Origin of the sequence: Arthrobacter sp. WCS2018Hpa-7 (genome assembly GCF_031843805.1) — a bacterium.
Classification (GTDB): domain Bacteria; phylum Actinomycetota; class Actinomycetes; order Actinomycetales; family Micrococcaceae; genus Arthrobacter.
Genome location: NZ_JAVTJB010000020.1, coordinates 1 through 24,651 on the forward strand (window position 1 = coordinate 1; position 24,651 = coordinate 24,651).

Sequence of the window (24,651 nt, forward strand, 5' to 3'; positions counted from 1 at the left end):
CATAAATCTAGCCGTAGTGCTACTCGTCCCACTTCAACACGTCCCGCTGCCAGTCGAACCCTGGGAGTGGAAGTAGCTGCGGAAACTGCCATGAGTTGACCGAAGTTTGCGAGTCATAGCCTGATCCGGGCCAGTTGCGAGGGCCAGACCGCGAAGATATCGCCGCTGGCGGCCATTGATGGCCCGGCGTTCCAAGGCCGTCCGTTAGGCCACCACTTCGATCCCCTTCGATCAGAGCTTCATATCGATAGTCCAGAGCTGTGGCTAGATATCATCACGAAGCTGCTGACTGCGTACCGGTTCCGTGAAATCGAGCGGAGTGAGGCCAGTCAACAGATCACCGTCTTGAAGGGGCATTTCTTCGACACTTTGGTGTGGCAGTCCAGTGCATTCGCCGAGTTCGGATTGGGGCCCGGCATCGACTACAGGGATGATCCACCCGTGGAGTCCCTTCATGGGGAAATCACCATCGTCCTGAATAGCTGCCCCGCACGCCGAAGGCTTTCCACGGACGAACAGGTAGCACTACGAAGGACACTTGACTCGACGGAAACGCAGGTGGCGTTGTTCTTCTACGGAAGAGAACTCAGTGGAGCTGCGGGAACGTGGAGACGTTTGGAATGAAGGTCGCCAAGGCCCTACCAACAGGCCTTTCCACCTCATCGGCATCGAGTCCGTCACGAGCATGGTGCTGGTCGCGACCTTGGTCTACCTCGACCTTGCACGTCGGCTGTCCTTCCGCATAGTCAACTATCGGTAGAAGCAGCACCCGCGGTTCAGTGAATATTCAGACTATTCCGAGCCCGCTGTCTCAGATACCTTCGCAGCTTTAGGGAAGGCCGGTTATGGCGTTCAAGCGGGACGAGTCGACGTACCTGCGATAACTCGTCCCGAAGGATGTCTGGACCTATTCCACATGGGCTTGGGTCCCAGGATGCGGATGACAATCGCTTAGCCTGTGCCTCACCGACATGGAGCGAGGAAACCTCGTATCCAATAGTGGGTTGGCCCTGGAACCCACTTACACTGTGACTGCTGATAACTCAATTCGACGGAAGAAGGCTGGATGGCCTCGGTAGATGCTCAGATCCACAGCGTGGGGGCAACGATCTCGGACACTATCGATGCCTTGGCGCATGACCGTGGGCTTCTGTCCCGTAATGTCATCAAGCAGCTTCGGGATCTGGTCGAGGCTATCGCTGTTCGCCTCCACAAGGGCGACGGCAACGTGGAGTTCCACTACGACCTGACGCACGACGCGGTTGAGTGGGTTGGGTCCACCGGCAAGCAGACCAACTTCATCTATCGGTTCCACAAGCTGCTTCAGATGAGCGCCTCGCATTACTCTTTCGATGCCGACACCGCAGAGCGGTTGATGCTCAAGTACTACGAGTACCTGCTCCGTACTCGGACGCTGCTGCAGCAGCAGTGCAACGTCGAGATCCTTGGCAACCTGGAGAAGTTTCCGATCGACCTTGATCCAGCGTTGACCCTCTACCACCAGAAGATCGCCGAGCGGATCAGGGCGGCTCACGCGCTTCCGGCGGAGCAGGGAAACAGGCACCGGTACTACGTTAACAAGGTGCGCCCGTTCTTCACGGGTGGACGGATTTTGTACGAGGTCACCTTCTCCACTATCTCGGACCGACGGAACAAATTCGACCGCATCATCGCCTTCACTGATGTCGACATGACCGACAGGTACGCGGCGCAGTTGCGTCTGCTGACTGACGAGATCGAGGTCCTCGGGCAGCGTATGCCGATCGTGATCATCCGTTCCTGGGACGTCTCCATCCGTCCCTGCGAGTTCAACAACTTAGCCAGGATCTTTGGCATGTCTACCGCTACAACCTCCGGCAGCTCCGAGTACCTGCGGCTTAACAACTTCCTCACTGACAGGTCTGCCAGCCTCCTTGACCTGATGCATATGAGCCAGGCGCGCTATGCGCATATCAAGGACGTGGCGACGCAGCGAGTTCAGCGGCCACAGATCTTTCCGGTCCTTGACAAAGCGCGTGAACTTGTGAGGGAGGACGGGCCCGGGAGCAACGTCGTTCGTTACCTCCTGCTCTCCATGTCGAACAGGGTCATCAAGGACCAGACCGAATACGAGCCGAACCGGTACTTGTCAGGGCTCCATCTGGCGCCGGGCTGCAGACCTTTCGATACCATGCCGTTTTGTGCATTTCCTAGGAAGCACATTCCGCACTTCGGTGACCTCATGGCCAGCGTCGACGCATCTCAGCGTCGGCACGAGTTCTTGGCTCGGCGGATCAGGAACAACGTCGAGCGTCACGGCACGCTGTACACGCCCGTTGCCGATGTCGAGGATCTGGGTAACGTGGACGAACTGATATCCGTGCACAATTCCACTATTCCGCCGACGGCCCCGCATAAGACCCGGATCATCGAGAAGGACAAGGGCCATGTCTTCATGCACGGCTATGAGAACAGCACCGTCGAGATCATCGAGAAGCTCCAGGAATACGCGTCTTCAGGCGTGAACGGCTACGAGGCCGCCGTGGAGCGTTGGCTCGGCGAGACCCAGCACGGGATCGATGATGATGCCAAGCGCGAGGCGCTGAAATCTCTGTTTGCCAAATCCAAGGTTGCACTGATCTACGGTGCTGCCGGCACAGGCAAATCCACGATGGTCGGTCACATCGCTGACCACTTCAGCGACAAGAGCATGCTTTTCCTGGCTCACACACATTCGGCCAAGGACAACCTGGAGCGCAAGGCCGGGACTCAACGGTCCGTTTTTCGTACCATCAAGAGCCATCTCTGGACGTCCGACGCCCAGGAGTACGACCTCCTCATCATCGATGAGTGCAGCATCGTGAGCAACGAGGACCTGTTGGAAGTCCTGAAGAAGACCAGCTTCAAGCTGCTCGTGTTGGTCGGTGACGTCTTCCAGATTGCCTCGATCCAGTTTGGCAACTGGTTCAACATCATTGGGGACTTCGTGCCTAAGACCTCCGTGTTCGAGCTCACCAAACCTCACAGGACGGACAATGAGGCACTGCTCGACTTTTGGTCCAAGGTTCGCCATCTCGACGAGGGCATCGAGGAAATGATCGCCCACAACGGCTACGCCACGGACCTCAATGAATCCATCTTCGAGACCCGGGACAACGGGGAGATCATCCTCTGCCTGAACTATGACGGCCTCTATGGGATCAACAACGTGAACCGCTTCCGGCAGAGTGCCAACCCCGGCAAGGCAGTGGTCTGGGGTGTCAACACCTACAAGGTTGGGGACCCGGTGCTGTTCAACGACTCCGAGCGGTTCAAGCCTTTCATTTACAACAACTTGAAGGGCCGCATCGTGGACATTGTGATCCACGATGACCACGTCCAGTTCGACGTGTGGCTTGACCGTACCGTCACAGAGCTGGACGTCGACGGAGAGGAACTGCGTTACGTCGAGGAGTCCACGGTTAGCTTCGACGTGTACTTGCAGGGCAGCACCGATGAGGATGATGAGACGTCCTTTACCTCGGTGCCATTCCAGGTTGCCTATGCCGTTTCGATCCACAAGGCGCAGGGCTTGGAGTACGACTCGGTCAAGGTAGTTATCACCAAGACCAACGAGGATGACATCTCGCACAGCATCTTCTACACGGCCATTACCCGGGCGCGGGAACACCTCAAGATCTACTGGTCCGCAGAAACGCAGAAGGCCGTTCTTGAGAACTTGGAGCACAGCAGAAGCGGCAAGGATGTGTCTCTCCTGAAAGCGCGGCGATCGGTAAGCTCGCTGCGTTGATGGTCCGAGCTGATCAGGGACAGAAGGACCATTGTTGACACGCTGTGATCGCTGTCTCGTTGCTTTACCGCAAGTACGAGCGCGAAATACTCCTCTGGAGCCTTGTTTCCTGTTGGAGCGTTCGACAACCTCCAAAGTTTGATGCAGTGTGCCCACGCGGCTCAAATGAGCGCTTGTGGTGCAACGGTTCAGCAAGAGGCCTCTCACGACAAAGCGTGAGGGGCCTCTGTGTTGGAACTAGTCGTCAGCGCTACGCTCTAGGGCTTCCTCGTATGTTTCGTCCGGAACGGGGGCCCCGTTGATGATGTCTTGACGTTCGGAGGGGTTGAGGCCCTCCCTCGCCTCAACAGCCTCTACCCAAGCTTGGTATTCCTCGTAGTTCTTGTAGTCGTACACTTCGGACACATCAGGCCTCTCGTCATTGGTGGAGGAACTAATGGAGACAGTTCCAGATGAGACTTTATCCAGGATTTTGCGCTTTCCGTAACGGAAGGCTGGGGTCCGGGAACGTGGATCTACTCGCGGGCAGGCCAGTTGTCTACTCGAGAGCGGTCACTGCGCTAGTGAGCAAGGCGACATCCCTCCCCTAGCTTGACGGAAGGGTGCTTATCGGCGCGAGGCGCCTCGACCGGCTACCTTCTAGGCCTTGGGCAGACACCTGCCACCGGTTCTCTCGGTGGTTCGGCACCGGGCTCTCCCCCACCGCGTTGTCTTCGTTCCCCGCAGCCCGGAGGAGCAGTAGTTAGGCTTCGACCGCGTCGGCGGGGTCGTGTTCCAGAGCGGCGGTGATTGCGGCTGGCGAGGGGAGGGTGTCCTTTTCGTCGGCCGGCAGGGCTTCGTAGGTGTACGACGTGACGGTGAGTGGCTGGGCGGAGCCGTCGAGCGCGTATCGGACGGTTCGCTCGTTCCGAGAACCGCAGACAAGGATGCCAACGGTGGGAGCCTGCCGCGGTAGGCGCAGCATGTCGTTGACCGCTGCGACGTAGAAGTTCAGCTGCCCCAGGTGTTCAGGCTTGAATTTTCCTGCTTTAAGTTCGACCACAACGTAACGGTCTGAAGGTACGTGATACAGCAGAAGGTCGATGAAGAAGTCATCTCCATCAATGTCGAGGGGATACTGCCGGCCCACAAAAGCGAATCCGGGGCCAAACTCGGCCAGGGTTTGAGCCATCCGCAGGGTCATGGCTTCTTCAATGGCGTATTCCTGGGCTTCTTCGGTAAGGCCCAGGAAGTCCAGCACGAGGGGGTCCTTGGCCACAGCTTGTGCTAGATCGGTTCCTTCGCCCGGGAGGCGCGCTTCCAGATTGTTCGGTGCTGCCCCGGTTCGGGTGTGGAGCCCGGTGAGGATCTGGTGTTCAAGAGCGGAGACCGACCAGCCGTGCTGGGCCGCTCTGGCGGCATACCAGCGGCGCAATTGATGGTCGTTGAGCTTGTTCAAGAGCGCGACGTTATGGCTCCAGCTCAATTGTCCAGACGGAGTCTGGACAATTGGTTCCGGACCGCTCCACGCGGCCGCGAACGCGCGCATGTTGTAGACGTTCGTACGGGAAAATCCCCTCATGTGGGGAAACTCTGCCCTCAAGTCCCGTGCAAGCCTGTCCAGGACCTTACTGCCCCAGGATTCGTTCGCTTGCCGTTCCAGGATCGCCCGTCCGATGTTCCAGTACAGCTCGATCATCGCGCTGTTGACCACCCGCTGGGCCCTGAGTTGAGCCTCCCGCACCAGAGCCTTGAGGGTCGTGAGTGCCGCTGCATAATCTTCGGGTAGGTCTGGCTCGATCTGGGTCATGAATCCACCCTAATGGCCACAACTGAAGCTCAAGATTCAATTGTCCAGACAGTGTCTGGACAATTGGAGGCGCGGCGTGGGACGTTGCGGTCCGCGAGCCTCTACTGGCAGGTGGACAGCGGAGCAACTCCCCTAATACGCAAAATGCGGTTGGACCGTTCTTACATCGGGGAACCAGCCAGCGGGAGCCATTTTCGGTTCGAGGAGGTCTGGTTCTCGGTGTTCTTTCATGTCGCAGTTGTAGAACGGTCCTTGTGGATCCAGGAGGACTCTCATGTGGTGGTCTGCGTGGTCCTTCCACCAGACACTCATTCCGGTCGCGGGATCCAGACGCAGGTGCTCCCATGAGCGCCAGAGAGCCGCTACGCGTGAGACGGCCTCCGGGTGGAAATACCACTCGATGCACCACTTGGCGGACTTTCCCGTGACGCTGCGAACGTACGTTGGCAGCAGCTGCTCATGAAGGAACTCTTCGGCCGAGCCGTAGACGAGCTCCGGTTCTTTCTCTGCACCCTGGTCGGCTTTAGCCGGGGCCGGTGTGTCTGTGTCGTAGAGGTCAAAGTCATTCGCCATGCGTGCAGACCCTTCCTATTTCGTGACCCAAGGATTGGTTACCGGTGCAGCCGGGACCGGGACGGTGGGTTCTTCGCGGCGGGGGCTGTACTTCTTGATGGAGGCCTCCACCGTTTCCTTGTGGGGACCGGTGTACCAGGGCATGGTCCGGACGAGTGTGGCGGGTGCGCCGGAGGCGAGGACGACTGCGCGGCCACGGTCCAGCTCGGCGAGGTTGGAAACGTCGAAGATGCGCTCCTTGCCCTCCTGTCGGGAGCGGCTGGAACCGGACTTGCCAGAGGAAGTGGAGACGTTGATGTAGCTGTAGTCTCCGATCAGGTCCGAGAGCGCCCGGAGGAAGCCTTCTTCTGCCACGCCGCCGCCGTAGACCTTCACATTCGCTGCAGACCAGATCTTCCGCATGTTCGCCTCGCCCCACAGTTCCACGCCCTGGGACCAGGACTGCAGGATCCCCATGACGATCAAGCCCTTGGAGCCGTAGTGGCTGAATTGGTCCGGCAGGGCAGCCCAGCGGACGACGTTGGCCAGCTCATCGAGAGCGAACAGCGCGGGCATGGGAAGGCGGCCTCCGCTGCGCTCGGCGCGCTCCTCCATGGCCTCAGCGATTGCCACCGTCAATGCAGTGGTGAGCGGGGCGGCGGAGCCGGCACCTTCCTTGGAGAGAATGTAGATCGTCTCCTGCGACGCCGCGAACGCGTGCGGGTTGAACTGTCGGCGGGTGTCGGTAGCGACTGTGGCACCACCGGTCGGGGCGACCCACCGCAGGGTATTCCGGCTCTTGAGGCATTGGATCATCTTCTCGGCCGTGCCGAAGATACCGTCACGCTGCTTATCAGCCAGCTCCAGTGTGGATTCAAGACCCTTGTACTGCAACTCGTAATCATGTTCGCGAAGAATATTGATGGGTTCCCGGTTTACCTGTTCGGTGACCCAAATGTAGACCTGCGTGATGGGCAGATCCCCGAGCGCGGCCGCGAGGAAATATGAGGACAGAATGTCCTCGGCCTTGGGATCGAAGTACGCGTCGGGCTTGGACCCGGGGACGCGGGAGCCGACGGAGAAGTGTTGGGTGAGTTTGGAGGCCTTCTCTTCGTCGGTGACGTAGGAGAGCGGGTTCCACCACCAGTCCGGTTCTTCCTGGGCGATCTTCTGCGGATCGAACACCCAGACCGGAGCCGTGGTCTCCCGGACACCGCGGGTACCGTCCACGACGTCGCGCTTGTTCGAGGTCGAGACAACGGCACCGGGGGCGTCCAGGATGGCCGGCATAACCCGGGAGGTCGACTTACCGGTACGGGGACCCCAGACATCGAGGGACAGGTCCTCCCAGGACTGAATGAACTTCTGTCCCGTGGAGACGACCTTGCCCACGACGATGCCGGGAGCGTCTGTCACGCCCAAACGCTCGGCGGTCGCTTTCGCTCCCTTTTCCGAGAACGCGGCCAGCGACTTACCACGCCCAAGGTACCGTGCGGCCTTATCGACCCGGGCACGCTTGGACGCACCCTTCCGCCAGGCCACCAGGACAACAATGGTCAGGGCCAACACCACGCCAGCCATCAGGCAGGCGACAACCGTAGCTTCGGTGGGCCACGGCATGCGGCCCTTGGCCAATCCGGCGATCAGATCGATGGGATGGGCTGGCGGGGCGGCGATGCCTGCCATCCACGACCCGATATGCAAGGCACCATAGGTGCCGCCGCCGAATATGACGATGAACCCGATGGCCAGCCAGACCAGCAGGGCATCTCCCAGGCCCATTCCCTTACGGTTTGGTGCGCTCACAGGGTGCCTCCTTCAATCGGCAGGCTTGGTGCTGCCGTTTCCAGCAGGGTTTCAGGAGTGGAGTGCCATTTGCCGTCGGTGTCGTTGACGCCTTCAGGGCCCTTCTCCAAGGAGGTAAGTCCGACCTGGACGGGGATTCCGGGACGGCCGCCGACCTTGATGAGGAACTTTCCCCGGCCCGGAGGTTCGACGTCGACGCCGCGTGAGTCCCACGCGGGAGGGTCCTGCCAGCCAATGAGTTTCTGCTGCTCCTGCCGGGACAGCGGAATAGCGGACGTCAGCAGCGGCATCTCAGACGCCGGGAGGCCGCCGCAGATCACCATGCCGGAGCGTTCCACGAATCCGCGGGCCTTCATCCGGTCTTCTTCCGCCGGCAGGGCCAGCAAGTCAGACATCGTGTGGGAAATCATGATCTGCCCGACACCCACGGAGCGGTTCAACCTGGTCAGGGCGTCCACACGGTCCACCATTCCCTTACCGGCACGCAGCGCCCGCCACAGCTCGTCCAGGACCACGAAGTAATTCCGGCGCGGTTCCAGACCGGCGTCCGCGAGGGCGTTGGCGACGTTGACGGTGCCGAATCCGTAGGACCAGCACGCGAGCAAGATGGCTGCCTGCAGGTCCGTTTCGGTCTCGTCAATGCTGGAGACATCGAAGACCACGGCCCGGTCACGGACCATGGGCTGGCTGGTCTGGCGGGAGAAGATTTCCCCCAGCTTCCCGCCACCGGTCAGACCCAGCAGGGTTGCCTCCAGCGCCCGTGTTTCCTGCAGGTAGATGTTCATGTCGCCACGGTCCAGCGCGACCTGTCGCAGCTCGTCAGGCGCGGAAACGATGACATCCAGAAGATCCTTCAACACCGGGACGCCCTCAAAACGGTCATCGAGGACCCGCAGCGCCCGGTCCAGGATCGTTTGTTCCTGATCTGTGGGCGGGTTGTTCCGGCTGATCGTGATCAGCGAAACCACCATGGTCAGGCGGCGGCCGTGCGCGTCGGCGCGGACGCGTGCTGCGTCCTCAGGGTGGCCGTTGTCTTCAAGGAGCTGGGCCGCTTCAACAGCCTGGCCCGGGTCGAGGATGTTCAGGTACCCGACACTGCGACCGAGCCGGATGACCTGCCCGCCGAGTGCCCTGACGGCTTTGACATGCTCGCCCTTGAGGTCACCCAGGATCAGAGGATGAACCCCTTGTGCGGAGAGCCCGATGAACATCCGCCGCACGACCGTGGACTTTCCCAGCCCGGGCTTGCCCAGGATGAACGCAGAGGGGTTCGAAATCAGCCGCGCGCGCTGGAACCAGCTGATCGGGTCGCAGCAGACCGTGGCTTGGGTTTCCTCGTGGCGTCCCAGCGGGACGCCGATCATGGGCGAGGACGCACCGGAAGAAAACGGCCACAGGCCACAGACCTGAACCGTCGTGCCCCGGTACTCCTTCACGGACGGGACGAGCTGGGCCACGCCCCCGCCGCGACCGGGCCAGCCACGGGCACCAGGCCCGGCCTCACGCGGCTGCTTCTCAGCCTTCTTCGGCGCAGCCTTCGCAGGGGAAGTGCTGTGCTTCGAGGAACGGGCGAAGAGTCTCGGGAAGGCCATTACAGAGCATCCTTAATCTCGGACGGGACCATGCTGTGCTTGGGCAGCACCAGACCCAGGGGCAGGGACGCGGCGAACGCGGTGTCCTGCGAGCCGTAGGCCCGGCGCAGCAATACCCGGGCGGTGCCGGAGGTCTGCTCCACGGCCGCTACAGCGTCCGCGAGGCGTTCCCGGTCGGTCACGGTGGCCGTGACGACCATGCCGAAGTTCACCAGCCCGGCGCCTTGGGCTTCTTCCTCGGCGGTCTGAGCCGCTGAACGTGCGTCAACCAGGGCACGCGCGGAAGGGCGGGTTCCGGAGGTAATGCGGACGTTGGCGTTGTTCTGGTCCCGCTCCACCACCGCAGCAGCCCGGGCCGAATCCATCGGACGGTACAGCAGCGAGACGCGCTTGCGGTCAATGTCCCCATGCGGGGCCAGCAACCGGGACAGGACAGAGGAGTTCACAGATCCACGCGGTGCACCGGTCATGGTCCAGGACGCGGAGAACGCGGAATCGTGCCGGTAGTCATCCCAGCTTGCCTGCGTCGCTGTGGGGCCAACCTCGCCCCAGCTCAACGACACCGGAGACCCGGCCGCATGGGCTTCATCAATGATCAGCGCTGCCGGAGGATCGTAGGCAATCCGCACGACCTCGCACAGCTCCTGTGCGGACATGGGCCGGGCGATCCCGGCACCGGTGGACTGCAACCGTGCCGACAGGCCCGGGATACGGGATGCCAGGTCGCGGGCAACATCTTCCGGCGTCCGCTTCTTCGCCCCTGTACGGATCGCGGAGTTGAACGTCAACGACACCCAGGCGCGGACCGTGGCCGATCCTTCCGGGTAGGTGTCCACGACCTCGTTGAGCATTTCCCGGGCAAACTCGGGTGCGTCCGGGTCGATGTTCATCAACACTTCGTTCCGCAGCCGGTACCCCGAATCGGGGGCGGTCTCTACCGTCACGGCTGCGGCGTCCAGCCCGGCCTCATCGGCCAGCCCGGCGAGCCAGCCGCCCCAGTTAGCGACCCACGCATCGACCTGCTCCGGGTCCACCAATGATGCCCCGTCGGGTTCGGTCGAGAAGATCACCGTGAAGTGGCTTGTAGTGGGCACGTGCAGCAAGGCGAAGGGGCGCTTATAGGAATCGGTGAATTCGTACAGGGTCGACTTCGCGGCCAACCCGGGAAGCTGGTACATACCCCACTCGGTCACCCCGAGCGGTCCGGACCGGTAAAGGTTCGTCCCGGAGGACTTGGAGACCTTGAAGGCCATCCGGGTGCCGAAGCGGTCAACAACGGACTGGCCATGCTTGTCCTTGACTGTCAGCAGCAAGGCGCTGACACCGGCAAAGGCAAGAACGCCCAGGCCGGCGAACAGGCCCCAAATGGCGAAGCTCACAATGCCCAGCAACAGCCCGGCAAAGACGATCGCGGTGCCGATCGCGCCGAGGTTGGCCAGCCCTGCTGAGCGCGGTACGCGCCAGTTGCCGTAGGACGGTTCTTTGTATTCGGTGCTAATTGCTGCCACTGGGGCCCTCCCCGGTTGAATCCTGCGCGGTCCTTTCAATTGCCTGCGACGTCTTGGAAGCCACCCTTGCTCCTGTAGCTACAGCCACACCCACGGGACCAGCTGCTGCTCTCCCACTGGCTGCTGCTGTCCCTGCACCGGCACCAGCTGTCGCTCCGGCAGAGCCGCCGGTGCCTGCCATCCCTGCTTTGGCAGCTGCAGCCGTGCCAGCGGCTCCACCCGGACCCGTGGCGTCCGGGATAGTCTGTGCACCCCCACCGCGCGGGCCGGACGTTCCGTCGCTGCCCTTTGGCGAGTTGCCTGCCTGGGCGCTCTGAGTGCTCTGGGTGTTTGTTGAGGATGAGGGGGTCGGTGAGGCGTTGCCCCTGCCGCTCCCGCCACGGCCGAGCGAAACGGCACCTGTGGCGACAGCCCCAACGACAGCTCCTGCCCCTGCGCCGCTGCCGGAGGCAACCGCCGCGACCATCGGCGTTACAAACCGCATCAAAGCGGGCAACGCGAACAAAGCAACCAGCATCAAAGTGAAGCCTGTAATGGACCCGATCAGGGCATCCTGACCGGTGCTCTGGCCCATCAGGAGGAACGCCACCGAGTACACGATGGCTGCTGCTGGCTTGTAAAGGATGAAAGCGATGGTCCAGCCCACTGCTTTCTGGAACCACTGCCGACCCATCTCGGTATTCGTGAACGCGGCGGTGGTGGGCAGAATGCCTGCCAGGATCACCAACATGCCGCTGCGAACGACCATCAGCACAATCTGAACAAGGGAGGCGATGAGTCCGACCAAACCCAGGACAATCAGAATGAAGACCCCAACGTCCGTTTGATCCGTCATGATCAATACCTTCATTGATTCAGCGAAGCCTTTGCCGTCCGTTGAACGCTTGATGATTTCCGTGGAAAAGGCGTCGGCCGCGATCACCAGGATCGAAATCACTCCCAGACCCAGCCCTGAAACCAAAGTCAGGGTCATGAGAGACCGCAGCAGGTCTTTTAGCGGTGCACCGCGCTGCTCCCAAATCAACCGAATGCCACCAAGGATGACGGCAAGGACCGCCAGTGCCAGCGTCCACGGCATCAACTCACTATTGACCGCAGAAACAACGGGGCTTGCGCTTGTACCGTCCGCGCTTGCGAGGTTCACCGTCGGCATCGCGACCCAGAAGGTAGACAGTGCCGTCACCATCTGGCTCATGCCCTCCATAATGGCCTTCGCAACATCGCCTATGGCGTCGTTTGCAATCCCCGCCGCGACCTCACCTGCACCTTCCTTGGCGATGCACGCCAAGTCCCAAACTTCGCATGCCATGTCAGACCCCGGCCCAAGGTATGAACGAACTTAGGTCGCTGATCGGCCGAACTGTTCCTCCGCCAGCAGCAGGCATGTCCAGTTTCCAGTCGCCGTCCTCCCATAGAAGGGAGGTCGAGAGAGCGCCGTATCCGCCATCTGGGCTCTTCAACGCCAGCTCCACAACTGCTGCTGTGGAAGTGTAGGAGTGGATGATGAAACCGGCGATCTGGACCTTCGGTGAGCTTCCCCCGCCGACGTCCTTACCGTCCTTGATTGCCTGTACTGCTTTGTCCCGAGTAGGGCTGTCGGCAGCGAGATCCAGGTAGACCTGTTTCGCGGAGCCGTTGAATGAAGCAGCCCAGATGTTCGCCGTAGCGTAGAGGGCTCCCGTAGGCGACTGCGCAAAGCACGACCGCAGGCCCTCCTTGCTCACCGTGCCGGGCCCAGCCGTTGACGGATCGGTCGGGACGGCCATGGTTCCCACCAATTCCCATTTGGACTTCGGTGCGCTACCAAGTGCCGTGTCCTTACCGGCAGGCAGCCCGCAGACGCTCTTGCCAGAGGCGGCGGATACGCTGGGGCTAGCCGTGGCGGCACTGACGGATTCTGTTGGGGTTGGTTGGGCGTTTCCTTGTCCTTTGGGGATCAGGAAAATTACGACTGCTGCTGCGATCAGCGCGACCACCAGCGCGGCAGCAATGATGAAACCGGGTTTGGTGAACGGATTGCTTTCGGTGGTGCTCTCTGTTGACTGGCTCAAGGGTGAACCTCCCGTTGTTGGTGCTGGATTAGACGAAGGCGCGGACGATGCCTGCGGCGCCGGTGATGACGATGCAGCCGAGCAGGACCCAGCCGAGCTTGGCCATGGATTGGCCGCCTTCGCCGCGCTGGAGCTGGATGACCATGGTGATGCCGACGATGATGACGCCGAGGACACCCAGCACGAGGCCGATCCCGGTGGCCCAGTTCAGGACGGTGAGCAGGCCGCCGGCTTCGGCGGGGACGACGGGGGTCGGGTTGGGGATGGTGCTGGTGGTGATGGCGGTGATCGTGTTCAAGGTGGGACCTTTCAGTGGTTGGTGCTTGGGCTGGTTTCGGTAACCAGGGCGGTTACGTCGGTGATTAAGCGCTGGTATTCGCGGGCTGGTGGTGTGGTGGTCGAGTCTCCGTGCCGCCATGCCTCGACCCAGGGAAGGGTCCAGAGGCGGGGCGCTCCCCCGCCGACGATGGCTGTGAAGTCCCGGAGCGCTTTGGGAGTCTTGCCCGGTGCGTCCGCGAGGACGGCGAGGCCGAGCATCTCCACAGCGGGTGCGGCGCCTGATGCCCATTGGGTCAGGGCGCTCTGGGCTGTGGTGAGTCCGCGCATGTCGGCCCGGCAGACCAGCAGCACGCGGGGCTTGCTGCCGTCCTGCAAGACAGGCCAGCAGTGCCCGGTGGGGCGTGCCCCGTTGAGCAGGTCAGCGGTGCGGCTCTCACCGGCCCCGCCGTGGCTGCCGACAACCCACAGCGCTGCGGTGCCGGACATGGTGCGGTTGGCCAGACGATCTGCGGTGTCGGGTTCGACCATGCCCTTGAGCGGTGTGCTGATCACGGCAGCCGGCGGGACGTGCACGTCAGGTGTTTCTTCTTCGATGCCCTCGTCCGGGCTGGTGATCCAGGGGTTTAGTGACAGTTGCATGGTTCCTCCTTTCTTCAGTTCCGTGTGGATGGGTTAGAAGCCTTTGGCGACGGCGGCCGCTGCGGCCAGCCATGCCCGCTGGGTGGCGGGCTGGAGAGCTTCGTAGCGGATGGGACCGTTGACCAGAGCGGGATCGTAGGGGATGCGGACGACGGCGCGCACCAATGGGGCGAACCCGTCAGCGATCCGTTGGGCTTCGGCCTTTGCCCGCTTGAGGGCGTCGCCGGTCATGCCCCTCCGAGCATCTGTGGATTCGGAGACGATGACGACGGCGTTGCGTGCCAGATCAGCGTCGTGACCACCACGGGATTCCAGCGTCTGCAGGGTCAACCGGGCGGCTTCGGCCCGGTCTTCCATGGCAGTTACCGGGACGACCAGCTGGTCCGTGTGGTGGATCATGCGCCGCCAGTTGGCTGACCGGGCTGTGTTGCCGGAGTCCATGACGATCATCCGGTAGTACTTCGTGGCGACGCGGTGGACGATATCCACTTCCTCGGCGGTGACCTCGTGGTCGCCTTCCTCGTTCTCATCCGAGCGCAGCACGTCGAACTTGTCTGCCGTTTGGTGGTGCACGAAGTGCGCCAGATCGGCGCTGTTTGCTTCCGGGGACAAGAGTCTGGTCGAAGAGTCCACCAAGTCCAGAACGCTAGCGTTGTGCGGTCCCTGTTCGGTGCGCCAACCCAGAGTGCCCTGGGACTCGTTGTTGTCCCACGCCAGCACCGGGCCGCCTCCGTAGCGGGCGAAGACGGCGCAGAGGTTTACGACGGTGGGGGTCTTGTTAGCGCCGCCCTTGCGGTTGACGACAGCGATCTTGCGCGGACCGGGCCAGTGCTGGCTTACCGTGCGGATATCTTCACGCTCTGAGAGTTCTTCGGCAGAAGGGTCCATCCGGAGCCCCATCCGAGTGAGTGTTCCACGCCAGCCCTGTGTGGCCGGTTCCAGCACTGGTGCGCTGACCAGGAAGGAGGTTTCCTTCAAGCTGCGCCGGGTCAAGGGTGCCTCCGACACGGCCGCAGCTGCCTGCGGCACTTCTGCATCGGCGATCCGCTGCCCGTTCGGGCTGGTGTCCTCAGACGCAGGAGTGGAGGTAGCGTCCGCCGCCGTGTCGGGATCAACGGGGGCGGGCGGCCATGGCTGGCGTTCCACTGCTGCAGCAGTCTCTTCGACCGGGGCAGGCTGCGCGGGAACGTCTACCGGTTCAGGAGCGGCCATCGGGACTGTCTCAATGACGGCCGGTGCTTCGGTCTCGGGCGTGGTCGCCGGAGCCTGTGCACGGCGACGTGCCGGGCGGGGTTCGTAGGAGACGGATTCGATCTTGTTGTCCGGGTGCACGATCAGCTCGCCGTGCCCTTCGGGATCCTCGATCTGGACCCGTACCGGGCGCTTCAGCGTCTGCGCTTCGCCCACGACGAGTGCGAGGGCGTTGTTGCGGAGGTCCTGCAGGGATTCCCCGTCGGGGACGACGCGGGAGTTGCCGGCAACGACGACCTCAGCGGTTCCGTTGTCGCGGACAATGGCCTTGATGCTTGGGAAGGCCAAGACCTCGGTTGGTGTAGTACCCATGAACTTTCTTCCTTTACGTGTAAGAGGTGGAGGTGCGGCGCTTAGGACGTTGGTGGTGTCAGTCGGTTGACCTTCCACGGAGCGTCCTTGCCCGTGCGGAGCAGCTGCAGCGTGTAAGTCCCGGCGTTGGTCGGGACAGCTGCTGTGACGCCGTAGCCGTTGGATTCATCGACGGTCAGCTTGGCCGGGCCGGTGACGCGGCTCGCTGGGATGTTGGCCGGGTCCACTGCCGAGTAGTCGGCGGTGGCCTGCGGGGTGAGCCAGCGGGCAAGATCATTGGCCCACTGCTGTTCCTCGACCTTGGGACGGGCGAAGTCGGCCATGGCCTTCTGCGCGACTTCCACGGCCTGATCCTTGCTGGCCTGATCCCAGGCGATGCCAATACTGGCAGGGACGGTCCCACCCGGTGCCTGCGGGCCGCTGTCGACGCTCAGGGAGACCGGGGCAGAGGGGGAGGCCGTTGTCTCCGCTGGGGCCGGTGTGGTGTTCGAGGCCGGTGCGCATCCGGCGCACAGCAGTGCTGCTGCAATGAGGGCCAGGGGCTTTTTCACTTCTTCTCCTCTTGGTCGGGCAGATACAGGAACGCGGAAGGGACACTGCTTTTGACGGTCCGGGTGTAGTAGTTGTGGTCATCCGGGGGCGGGTTGCCGTTGTAGCCCTCTTCGACGTAGGTCCCGTCGTCTTTGACTTCCTTGACTACAGCCACGTGGCCGAACGTCGGGTCCGATCCCCCGGTGCCCGGGGCGTACCAGACCACTGCGCCGACGCGGGGCGTCTTACCGGAGGGCCAGCCCTTGGCGTCCCAGCCGGCCTTCCATGTCAGGGCCGAGCCGAGGCCCTGCCCGTCCGGGCGGAAGTTGCCGTTGAGGAATTTGAAGGGTGCGCTGGTGGAGCCCATTTGCTGGTTGACCCGCCACAGGGCGAAGTCCACGCATTCGCGGTAGAACATGCCCAAAGGTGAAGCTGCCGCTGAGCCTGCCCCTACCTGCAACCAGGTCGGAGAGTCTTTCCACGGGTAGTCATCTCCGGCTCCGAACTTCCCGGAACTGGCGCAGTCGCTGCCTTCGACGGAGAACTTGCCGTCCGAAAGTGCCTGGACGATTTTGACGGCTTCGGGCCAGTACTTCTGGTAGTGGTAGGGGTCTGCGTTGCGCTGGACCTTGTTTCCGGCAATGGTCGGTTCCAACTGCTCCCAGCCCGGAACGGCTTGTAGGGCATTGATGAAGTTCGTTGCGCTGATGGTGGGGTCCATACGGTCCGCATAGGAGCCCCAAGCGCCGTTGTCGCGCTGCTGGAACAAACCACGGGAATCCGGGCCTGGACCGTCACCGTAGTCCAGGACACGCAGCCCGGACTCCCCCAGGGCCACCATGATGCTGATGGTCTGGCCCTTCACGGAGAGGTTCAACGCCTTGCCGGCCCCCATGACGGCAGCGGCGTTCTTCAGCTGCTCCGCGGAATACCCGTCAACCTTCGTGTTGTCGTCGATGACGACCGATACCGGGCCGCAATCGGCGGCAGCAGGTTTGGCCGGAGCCAGCAGCAGGATGAAGGAGAAGATCAGCCCGAAGAACAGGCCAGGGATGGCGATGAGGGCCACGAGGCCCAGAGACTTACGCTGCATCATGAGGTGGCACCAGCAGCTTCGAACAACCAAGAGCGGAAGCTCTCACGTCCGACCGTGACGCTGGTACACAAATATGCGTTCCTCGGCCCCTTCGTGCCAAACGGCAGCATGTTCTTCAAAACTGTCCCTCCCCAATGGGCAATCATTTCTACAGCTACCAGATCCGCCTGACAGAAATAGAACTTCCGCCTAGATAATCCATACGATGTACTAACCCCTATTGTCCACGGAACCCCGCAACATCGCTTGTCTTACGTTCTCAGTGAGACGCGTGACTTTCTCTCGCAAGTCTAACATTAAATGTTAGTGTATTATCCAGTTGTGATGAGATACGGCAAAATAATCAAGTGCCCCGATATGCAAAGCCCGTCACCTCCGTCCAGCCTCAGGCTGAAGCGGCCATGAAGGCTTTCGGGATGAACCAGGTGCGTGCCGCCATTGTTCGACACCTTGCTCTGAACCCGGACGGAGTGACGTCGGGGCAAATCACGCGTGAGCTTTCCGCGACATACCAAACCATCTTTCGGCACCTCCAAGACTTGGAAGAGCAGGGGATCGTCGCCTCGGACGCCGGGGAACACCGGCATGGACAGCGAGTCATCTACACCTTGAACAAGGCCGCTCGCGACAAGGCTTTGGCCGACTACGCGGAGTACCTGGACGGCAAATAGGGCCTGCGCTTCGCGATCCGGAATCCATCGAAGATGCCGGTGCCGTTACGGCCGGCTCTCCTGCGGGTCAACGGCGTCTCCGGGGGTACGCGAGGCCGACATTGATGCTGTGGAGTTCAAGATGCTTCCTGCCTATGTCAACGATTATCGCGATAGATGAGGGCCCGCAATTCATAACAAGCCTTGTCAAAAAGCAATACCTCCTTGTTTCACTAAGCACGTTACATGCCTGTAGTGAACATGTGCAACGCCTGTAGTGAGCATGATCACGCCTTCATCGGCCAGAGAGGGGCGTTACGATGTCTGGGTTCCATTTCCCCTCGATCGGCCCTGGAGGACGAAGACCTGATGCTGACGAAACGGCGCTTCCTGACCTGTGCGGCGCTCCTTGTGCCGGCTGCAGGGCTATCCGGATTCGCTGTCGTCATGGCCCGGAAAATCGTCAAGCGAGGCCCAAAGGATTACCGCCGGGCAGAGATGGCGGACGGCGGACGTCGCATCCGAATTGCCTTGGACGACTACACCAAGGCGCCGGGCGACTTCGGCGTGTTCGACCCCGCGACAGCTAAATACACGCGAGTCGGTCAGGTCACCCTGATCGACGAGGAACAAAAATTCGTAGAAAGACTGCTCGACCAGTCAAGCTCTACGCCTGGCGGTCTGGGCCCAATCGTCGATTGGACCCCGGACGTGTTCTTCGAACCCGCTGCTGTCCGCGAACACTTTCAAGAGGTGTATATCCCCACCGAGTACGGTGCGGCGCCGGCATGGCTATTCGAAGCCACAAATACGGACGTATGGGTGATCCATATCCATGGCAGCTGGACGGACCGCTCGATCATGTTCCGAGACGTCCACGCGTTCAGCTCCTTAGAATTCACATCTCTGGTTCCCACATTTCGCAGCGACGCCGAGGTCAGCCCGCAACAGGCAGACTCGAGTCACCTGGGGCAAACAGAATGGCGTGACGTGGACAGCGCCGTGTCCTATGCCGTCGCTCACGGAGCCAAGCGCATCATCCTCTCCGGCTGGTCAATGGGCGGGACCATGGCCCTGCTCACAGCCGAGCGAAGCGCCCACCGGGACAGGATCATCGGGCTGGTCCTGGTAGGTCCCGTCACCAGCTGGCGGAAAGCCATTTCAGCAGGAGCCGTGCAGGCCCGGGTGCCGGCGGTTGGGGCAGACCTTGTTATGCGCCTGTTGGGTACCCGTGTGTTCGCGAGAATGCTCGGGCTGGAGGAACCGATTGATTTCGATGCCCTCGACTGGGTAGAGGTAGCCAACAGGGTGGATGTCCCGACCCTGGTCTTGCACTCAACCGCTGATCAAGAGGTTCCTTGGGAGATCTCGGCCGCGTTCCAACGCGCGAACCCGGCCACCGTCACCTTGATCTCACTACCCGAGGCCCACCACACCCAGGAGTGGAACGCCTCGCCTTCTACCTTCACCAACGAACTGACCAGTTGGGTCAGCAAGACGATCTCGACCCAATAGCTAGGTCCGAGCGTCCAGCTTGGCTTCGATTTGGCTGATCCTGCCTTGAACAGAGTCCGGGAAGTCCATCAAGTTCACCCGCTCGTAGTTGTGCAGAACAATCAGGCTTTTATAGACGCCGTTTTCGAGCGTTTCATTGAAGAGGTCCCAGGCCGGACTGACTCGTGACCGATCGGCACGGACTCGCATCCTCAACGCGGTCAGCCACAGAGCATCGATCATCCAAAGACGCAATCTGGGCAGCTGCTTCGACAGGAAGAGAATCAACCATCCCGCGGCGGTCACTGAAAGGCCTACATAGAAAAGGCGGTCAAACCAGGCACCGATATCCCGGGCGAGGGCGTCCCAGGGCGAGAAGTAGAACAGCACCACATAGGTGATGTGGCACGAAACGGCGATCGCAACCACCAGCAGGCCCGCTGAGAACGTGGCATAGAGTCCCCTGGCTTTGTGCCGAAGCATGTAGATGATCCTGAGGACGGTGAATAACAGCGCGAGCATGTATATGCCGCTGTACACGGCGGTAGCGAGCTGGTCCATGCGGGTATCGATGAAGTCCGCGGCCGTTGGAGCTTTGTCCTGAATCAGGGTGAAGCCGGCGATCATGATGGGAATGCTCAGCAGAGGCGCGTAGTAGGTCCATCTGACTATGGGTACGTTCGCCAGGCGCCGCACGCTGTCGTTGAAGAAGAAGATTGCCAGGAGCGCGAAGACGGCCTGGAGCAGGTTCGTCACATTGATGCCACCGAGGTAGCGGTCAATATCCTCCAACGGTGTGACCGTTCCCAAGACGTAGAGTGCCGCGAGCCCGAAGATCGACGCCACCCACGAGGCCCGGGATTCCGGGACCTTGACCACCGAGGGGATCCGAAGGAGGCATAGGGCGCTCAGGAGCCCAAAGAGCAACAGTTTCATGGTTTATCAGAGGAAGGGATCAAGATCGGACGAGCTGCGTGAACGCGTCTTCTTGGACATCTCGAACGCGAAATCCTCCACCCACCGCTCGACGGGGTGATTCGGAACCGACCGGCAGGTGATGCTAATGGCGTCCGCGGTTTCCCTCAGCATCTCTCCAGAGAGATCCGGCAGGGCAAGGGCTACCGGAAGGCTCTCCAGGTAGATGTGCCCGAGCTCGTGATAGATGCAGTGGAGCTTGTACTGCTGGGACTTCTGCGGGGGGAAATAGACGTTGATGCGATCTTCAAATTCGGCCTTGAATGCCGTCAGGGAACCCCAGGACTCGTTGTACTCGATCAGATTGATCGGCTTCTCGCAAATCATGGTCAGGCGTTCGACGACTTCCTTCATCGACGTCGTGCCGTCACCGCACAGCTCCCGAACCTTGTCCTGTACAGGTGGGAGAGTCATTCATCCTCACCGTTCATCGACGAGTCGATAATCCTGGTGATCATCCGCAGGGTTTCCGGCGACGTCGCGCCCAAGTTTCTCGCGGCGAAGTTCTTCACCTTGAGCTTGCGCATCTGCACAAGGAACTCCATCCGCGCTTCCACCTCGGGAGGAGTCTCACTGTTGAGATCAACGAGGTAGCTGGCCGGAACGGCAAAAACGAACTCTGCGATTCCCTTCAGAAGTTCCTGATCGGTCACCAGGCTGCCACTGCCATTGATCAAATATGACCACCGTGTCCGCGACAGATGGATCCCGTTGGCAGAAAGTGCTTCCTCCACGTGATTGTACGTAAGCGCCGCGTTGTTGTCGGACTCCCAGATATCCACCAGGATGCCCATGCGATCTGCCAGGCGCTCCTTCTTCTGCTGTTGCGTAAGGAACACGCTACGACCCCCATTTGCCATCTCTAAGCTCCTTCAGCCAAAGGTCAGCTGCTTGTGATGCGACCGCTGTAGAGCAGGCGGACAGCCGACACAAAACTTTACCTGATGTCATTCATAGCGTATAGGCCACGAGTAATAACTGAGTTGTGCATGTGCGAAGCATGTCTGTAGGCTGTCTCATACTTGATTTCTTGGGGGATTCAAGTTGATGCCGCCGGAACCCGTACGGGAACCTACAGGTTCACTGAAAACCGGGTTTCGGCGGACGCTTGTCGTTGGAACGAAAGGATGGCGTGCTTGAATTCAAGAGACGGCCGCCGAGCCTATGTGCGTGAATAGACGGACCGCACCTTCACGCGCAGCAAGGCTGAAGCCGGCCAATCAGCTTCATAAGCAGTGGGCGGCGACACGCAGGGCCGTTTTCTGTAAACAAATCCCCCGATCAGACTCGGCGCGGTGCTAGGTTCGATTCAGTCGATAGCTGTAAACAGAAATTCAATCGACTGCACGTGGCACCAACGATGAACCAGCTACAACCCCTGGTTGTGCGAGATTCAAAGGACCTGACAATGAGCGCAGTAATCAATCGTGGAGGCGGTCGGCCCAGCAAGGGCCTCCGCAAATACATTGGCTTCCGCACACCGGCCAAGACTGCGGAGGACGTTCACATGATCGCCGCCGCTAAAGGCATGACTGTCACCGACTATGTTGCCTCTGCAGTCGACCGGTCCTTGCGCGAAGATTTGGCTTTGCTGGGTCAGTTCACTCAGCAGGATGAACTCCCGATCCGTATGGCCTCGTAGATACAAGGAAGGCCCGCCATTAGCGGGCCTTCGAAGCTGAAGATTCACGATCCGGATAGCTTGCCGGCAGACAGATCGTAAATCGTATGGAAGTCCTTAACAGGCCTTCATTTGTGTAACAAACCGATCTGGCAGGATCGGCCCTTCGTCATTCCCTGAACAGGAACAAAATCATCGTACAACAGCACGCTCCCGTGCTGCCAGCAGCCGACGCTACTGGCGTGTCTCAGGAGCCATCCCAGACCTCCAACGCCGCTCAGGCGTGGGCTGCGTTGACACCTCTTCTCGCAGGTCAACCCCGCATCCGCCTCTCCCGGGACGGGGGAAAGACTTATCCCCAGAAGCATGAACGCGCTCTGACTGAGACCCTCCCCACTTTTCCTGCGGCCGTCCGGATCTTCGGCAAAGACGGGAGCTGCTCGGCTATCTTCCTTGACTTCGACTCGTCGATTGCAGGCATCGACTGGGTCGAAGCCGATGTGAAATCACTTCAAACGTGGCTGCACAGCTGTGGGGCTCGGTGGATTGAAGATCGCTCGCCCAATGGCGGACGGCACGTATACATCCCACTGGAAAAACGGATTGCCTTTTCTGAAGCACGAGATGTTGTCGAGGCATTAGGCACCCGATACCGCACATTGGACAAGACCCCGCACCAGAACATGCTTCACGGTTGCATGAGGACCCCAGGGTCACCGCACAAGCGTGGCGGCTACCAGGAACTCGCCATGAGCCTCAGCACGGCCTACGACATTGCGAGACGCCCAAACAAGGAACAAGTATGGGCAACAATTCGCGCAGACCTAAAGGACGAAATCGCCGGCGTACGAAGGCTGAGACTCGAGCAGCCACTGTCGGCAGACAACGAAGCTTATGAATTACCACAAATGGCCGGGCGGATGTCCAGGCCGATGCAGCAGATGGCGCTATCAGGTCTGTACGACGCGAACCGGTACGCCTCAGATTCAGAAGCACGTCAGGCAGTCCTGACTGCGGCGGCCGCAGCAGGCATGAAACTCATCGATGTAGAACGGCGAGTCCTCCAGGGCGTTTGGCCCGGACTCGCATCCTTCTATGCCCGCTACCGATCCAGCCACAGGCTTCCCTCCCTGAAGCGAGACTGGAAAAACGCGATCACTTACCTACAAAAAAACCAGATTAACGAGACAAGGAATAACAATGCACGTAGATCCCCCACAAGCCAGCCAAATACACAGCCCCCACTAGGAACCGCACCAACCCCAGATGCCACCAGCGAGCACCGCTACCTGCGGACTTGGGAAAACGCACTTCGACTAAGAGAGCCTGCTTACGCTAGCTCGCGCACCGGCTTGGCCCGGCGCGTGGTTCTAAGAGCTCTGGGAGCAGCCGCTCACATGACGGCTTCTCGCTTCGTTGAGTTCGGTGATCGGTCAATCGCTGTCGCGACAGGTCTGGACCACACAACCGTAGGCTCCCACCTGAGAGCGTTGCGCTCTGAAAAGGATCCTCTGGTGACCTTGGTTGAGCGAGGGCGAGGGACAAAGGGCGATCTATACATGTTGACGATTCCTGAAGGTCTTCGGCCAGGCGCCGAAGACCTGCCCTGGCGAAAGGGAAAGATCCATGCGCTCAGACCCGTCTTCAGGGAACTGGGCCTGCCTGCAGCGTTTGTTTATGAAGCACTGGAACGCTCCCCCGGTTTGACCACCACGGAGTTGGTGGGTCAGACAAAGCTGTCCAGGACCGCCGTGAGCGAAAGTCTTGAGACCCTGGCCGCCTGGAACATGGTGTCAAGGAATGGTGGAAGATCCTGGACAGTCATCGCTTCGACGTCCCTCCACGAACTTGCTGAATACTTTGGAGTGCTCGAGTCTGTGGCCGGCCAGCTACAGAGGTACCGCATCGAGCGGGTCATATGGCGGGAGTGGCTTTCGAGAAATGTGAATACGGTAGCGGAACTTCTCTCCCCCACTGAAGATTACCCCTGGGAAGCCTATGAAGGACCACCTGACGAATGGACCCTCGCTGATATGGCGTTCACCACAGCGATGTGACCCGGAGCGGGACGATCACAGGCCTCAGACTACGAGATCGTTAGCAAGCGCAAGCAGAACGCCATTGGTTTGTAAGGGTCGTGTAGCTCCATCTGAGGAGAATTAGCTAGATCGATTCCATCGTTGATGCGCTGCTTGGCGTGACATTCCGGTTTCTGCGCCTATATCGGCCCATGTCAGACCAGAGTCTCGTCCAGCGTTGACAGCCTCGTCCAGACGGGCAGCTGCCCGGTCATAACTGCGAGCCGCCATTTGCAGTGCCCAAGCCTGTACATGTTTCTGCCATTCGCTCAAGATCGATTCTTCTACCGACAAGGGCGGTATAGCTGGTGATCCAATCAGTGCTTTTGCTCGGTATCTCGCCATGTCGGTATTGCCTGCCCCAAGGACGCGCTGCCACTGTCTACCAGTCCAGCCGCATTCGCAGCTACCTTGCCAACCTGCAGCTGCACTTTCCATCACCAGCTCATAGCCTGGCCTTTGCGGGTCTCGTTTGTGTTGTCCAGTGATTCCTTGGACGCTGATCGTCCCGTCATGTTGGTGGCTGGATCCCAGCCGACCATCATTCAGAAGGACCCCAAGTCGTCCGCAGTGGAATCCGTCTCCTAGATCCCATTCCATGCGGCGTCCTATCTGTCAGGTTTTGTTGACGATCCCCCACTCTACTGGTTGCAGGCGC

General features: G+C 60.7%; 22 protein-coding genes. 6 read left to right on the plus strand and 16 right to left on the minus strand.

Annotated features, from left to right (window positions below; translation table 11 throughout):
• The first annotated feature begins 589 nt into the window (after positions 1–589).
• Entirely contained in the window at positions 590–760 is a 171-nt protein-coding gene (locus tag RQH14_RS18165) for a hypothetical protein (protein ID WP_311214537.1), read from the plus strand.
• Positions 761–1,066: 306 nt separating this feature from the next.
• Entirely contained in the window at positions 1,067–3,769 is a 2,703-nt protein-coding gene (locus RQH14_RS18170; protein ID WP_311214538.1) for an ATP-dependent RecD-like DNA helicase, read from the plus strand.
• Between the two features lie 237 nt (positions 3,770–4,006).
• Here the strand turns inward: RQH14_RS18170 and RQH14_RS18175 are convergent, their stop codons facing one another.
• From RQH14_RS18175 to RQH14_RS18235, 13 genes are all read right to left on the minus strand, one after another.
• The gene (locus RQH14_RS18175) at positions 4,007–4,174 is read right to left on the minus strand and encodes a hypothetical protein (protein ID WP_311214539.1); all 168 of its coding nucleotides are present in this window, start codon (positions 4,172–4,174) and stop codon (positions 4,007–4,009) included.
• Positions 4,175–4,511: 337 nt separating this feature from the next.
• Complete coding sequence (locus RQH14_RS18180) at positions 4,512–5,558, minus strand: PDDEXK nuclease domain-containing protein (RefSeq protein WP_311214540.1); 1,047 nt, start codon at positions 5,556–5,558, stop codon at positions 4,512–4,514.
• A gap of 132 nt (positions 5,559–5,690) precedes the next feature.
• On the minus strand, positions 5,691–6,131 hold the full coding sequence (locus tag RQH14_RS18185) for a DUF4913 domain-containing protein (RefSeq protein WP_311214541.1): 441 nt from the start codon (positions 6,129–6,131) through the stop codon (positions 5,691–5,693).
• A 15-nt stretch (positions 6,132–6,146) separates the two neighbouring features.
• On the minus strand, positions 6,147–7,916 hold the full coding sequence (locus RQH14_RS18190) for a TraM recognition domain-containing protein (protein ID WP_311214542.1): 1,770 nt from the start codon (positions 7,914–7,916) through the stop codon (positions 6,147–6,149).
• Positions 7,913–9,508, minus strand: coding sequence for an ATP/GTP-binding protein (locus RQH14_RS18195; protein ID WP_311214543.1), 1,596 nt, complete (start codon positions 9,506–9,508; stop codon positions 7,913–7,915). The genes RQH14_RS18190 and RQH14_RS18195 overlap by 4 nt, the downstream gene beginning before the upstream one ends.
• Positions 9,508–11,016 carry an SCO6880 family protein gene (locus tag RQH14_RS18200; protein WP_311214544.1) on the minus strand — a complete coding sequence of 503 codons (1,509 nt, stop codon included), beginning with the start codon at positions 11,014–11,016 and terminating at the stop codon, positions 9,508–9,510. Before RQH14_RS18200 ends, RQH14_RS18195 begins: the two co-directional genes overlap by 1 nt.
• A complete protein-coding gene (locus tag RQH14_RS18205; RefSeq protein ID WP_311214545.1) occupies positions 11,003–12,325 on the minus strand; it encodes a hypothetical protein in 1,323 nt (440 codons plus the stop codon). The genes RQH14_RS18200 and RQH14_RS18205 overlap by 14 nt, the downstream gene beginning before the upstream one ends.
• A 1-nt stretch (position 12,326) precedes the next feature.
• Positions 12,327–13,067: a hypothetical protein gene (locus RQH14_RS18210; protein WP_311214546.1), complete on the minus strand. Its 741-nt coding sequence runs from the start codon at positions 13,065–13,067 to the stop codon at positions 12,327–12,329.
• A 28-nt stretch (positions 13,068–13,095) separates the two neighbouring features.
• Positions 13,096–13,365, minus strand: coding sequence for a hypothetical protein (locus RQH14_RS18215; protein ID WP_311214547.1), 270 nt, complete (start codon positions 13,363–13,365; stop codon positions 13,096–13,098).
• Between the two features lie 11 nt (positions 13,366–13,376).
• Positions 13,377–13,985 (minus strand): DUF6668 family protein, encoded by a 609-nt coding sequence (locus RQH14_RS18220; RefSeq protein WP_311214548.1) that lies wholly within the window; start codon positions 13,983–13,985, stop codon positions 13,377–13,379.
• Between the two features lie 33 nt (positions 13,986–14,018).
• Positions 14,019–15,548, minus strand: coding sequence for a chromosome partitioning protein ParA (locus RQH14_RS18225; protein ID WP_311214549.1), 1,530 nt, complete (start codon positions 15,546–15,548; stop codon positions 14,019–14,021).
• Positions 15,549–15,589: 41 nt separating this feature from the next.
• Complete coding sequence (locus RQH14_RS18230) at positions 15,590–16,099, minus strand: hypothetical protein (RefSeq protein ID WP_311214550.1); 510 nt, start codon at positions 16,097–16,099, stop codon at positions 15,590–15,592.
• On the minus strand, positions 16,096–17,172 hold the full coding sequence (locus RQH14_RS18235; RefSeq protein ID WP_311214611.1) for a CHAP domain-containing protein: 1,077 nt from the start codon (positions 17,170–17,172) through the stop codon (positions 16,096–16,098). Before RQH14_RS18235 ends, RQH14_RS18230 begins: the two co-directional genes overlap by 4 nt.
• A 350-nt stretch (positions 17,173–17,522) precedes the next feature.
• Here RQH14_RS18235 and RQH14_RS18240 point away from each other — a divergent pair, with 350 nt between their 5' ends.
• Positions 17,523–17,846 carry a helix-turn-helix transcriptional regulator gene (locus tag RQH14_RS18240; RefSeq protein WP_193594581.1) on the plus strand — a complete coding sequence of 108 codons (324 nt, stop codon included), beginning with the start codon at positions 17,523–17,525 and terminating at the stop codon, positions 17,844–17,846.
• Positions 17,847–18,194: 348 nt separating this feature from the next.
• Complete coding sequence (locus tag RQH14_RS18245; RefSeq protein ID WP_311214551.1) at positions 18,195–19,340, plus strand: alpha/beta fold hydrolase; 1,146 nt, start codon at positions 18,195–18,197, stop codon at positions 19,338–19,340.
• On the opposite strand, the gene RQH14_RS18250 is transcribed toward RQH14_RS18245, so the two are convergent.
• The 3 genes from RQH14_RS18250 to RQH14_RS18260 are packed head-to-tail and all read right to left on the minus strand — an operon-like array spanning position 19,341 to position 21,154.
• A complete protein-coding gene (locus RQH14_RS18250; RefSeq protein ID WP_311214552.1) occupies positions 19,341–20,255 on the minus strand; it encodes a hypothetical protein in 915 nt (304 codons plus the stop codon).
• 6 nt (positions 20,256–20,261) lie between these two features.
• A complete protein-coding gene (locus RQH14_RS18255) occupies positions 20,262–20,708 on the minus strand; it encodes a hypothetical protein (RefSeq protein ID WP_311214553.1) in 447 nt (148 codons plus the stop codon).
• Positions 20,705–21,154 carry a hypothetical protein gene (locus RQH14_RS18260; RefSeq protein ID WP_280628121.1) on the minus strand — a complete coding sequence of 150 codons (450 nt, stop codon included), beginning with the start codon at positions 21,152–21,154 and terminating at the stop codon, positions 20,705–20,707. Before RQH14_RS18260 ends, RQH14_RS18255 begins: the two co-directional genes overlap by 4 nt.
• A 548-nt stretch (positions 21,155–21,702) precedes the next feature.
• Between RQH14_RS18260 and RQH14_RS18265 the strand changes: the two genes are divergently transcribed.
• Together RQH14_RS18265 and RQH14_RS18270 are read left to right on the plus strand one after the other, a co-directional pair.
• Complete coding sequence (locus RQH14_RS18265; protein WP_018779737.1) at positions 21,703–21,936, plus strand: hypothetical protein; 234 nt, start codon at positions 21,703–21,705, stop codon at positions 21,934–21,936.
• 128 nt (positions 21,937–22,064) lie between these two features.
• Complete coding sequence (locus RQH14_RS18270) at positions 22,065–23,972, plus strand: MarR family transcriptional regulator (RefSeq protein ID WP_396136328.1); 1,908 nt, start codon at positions 22,065–22,067, stop codon at positions 23,970–23,972.
• The last annotated feature ends 679 nt before the right edge of the window (positions 23,973–24,651 follow it).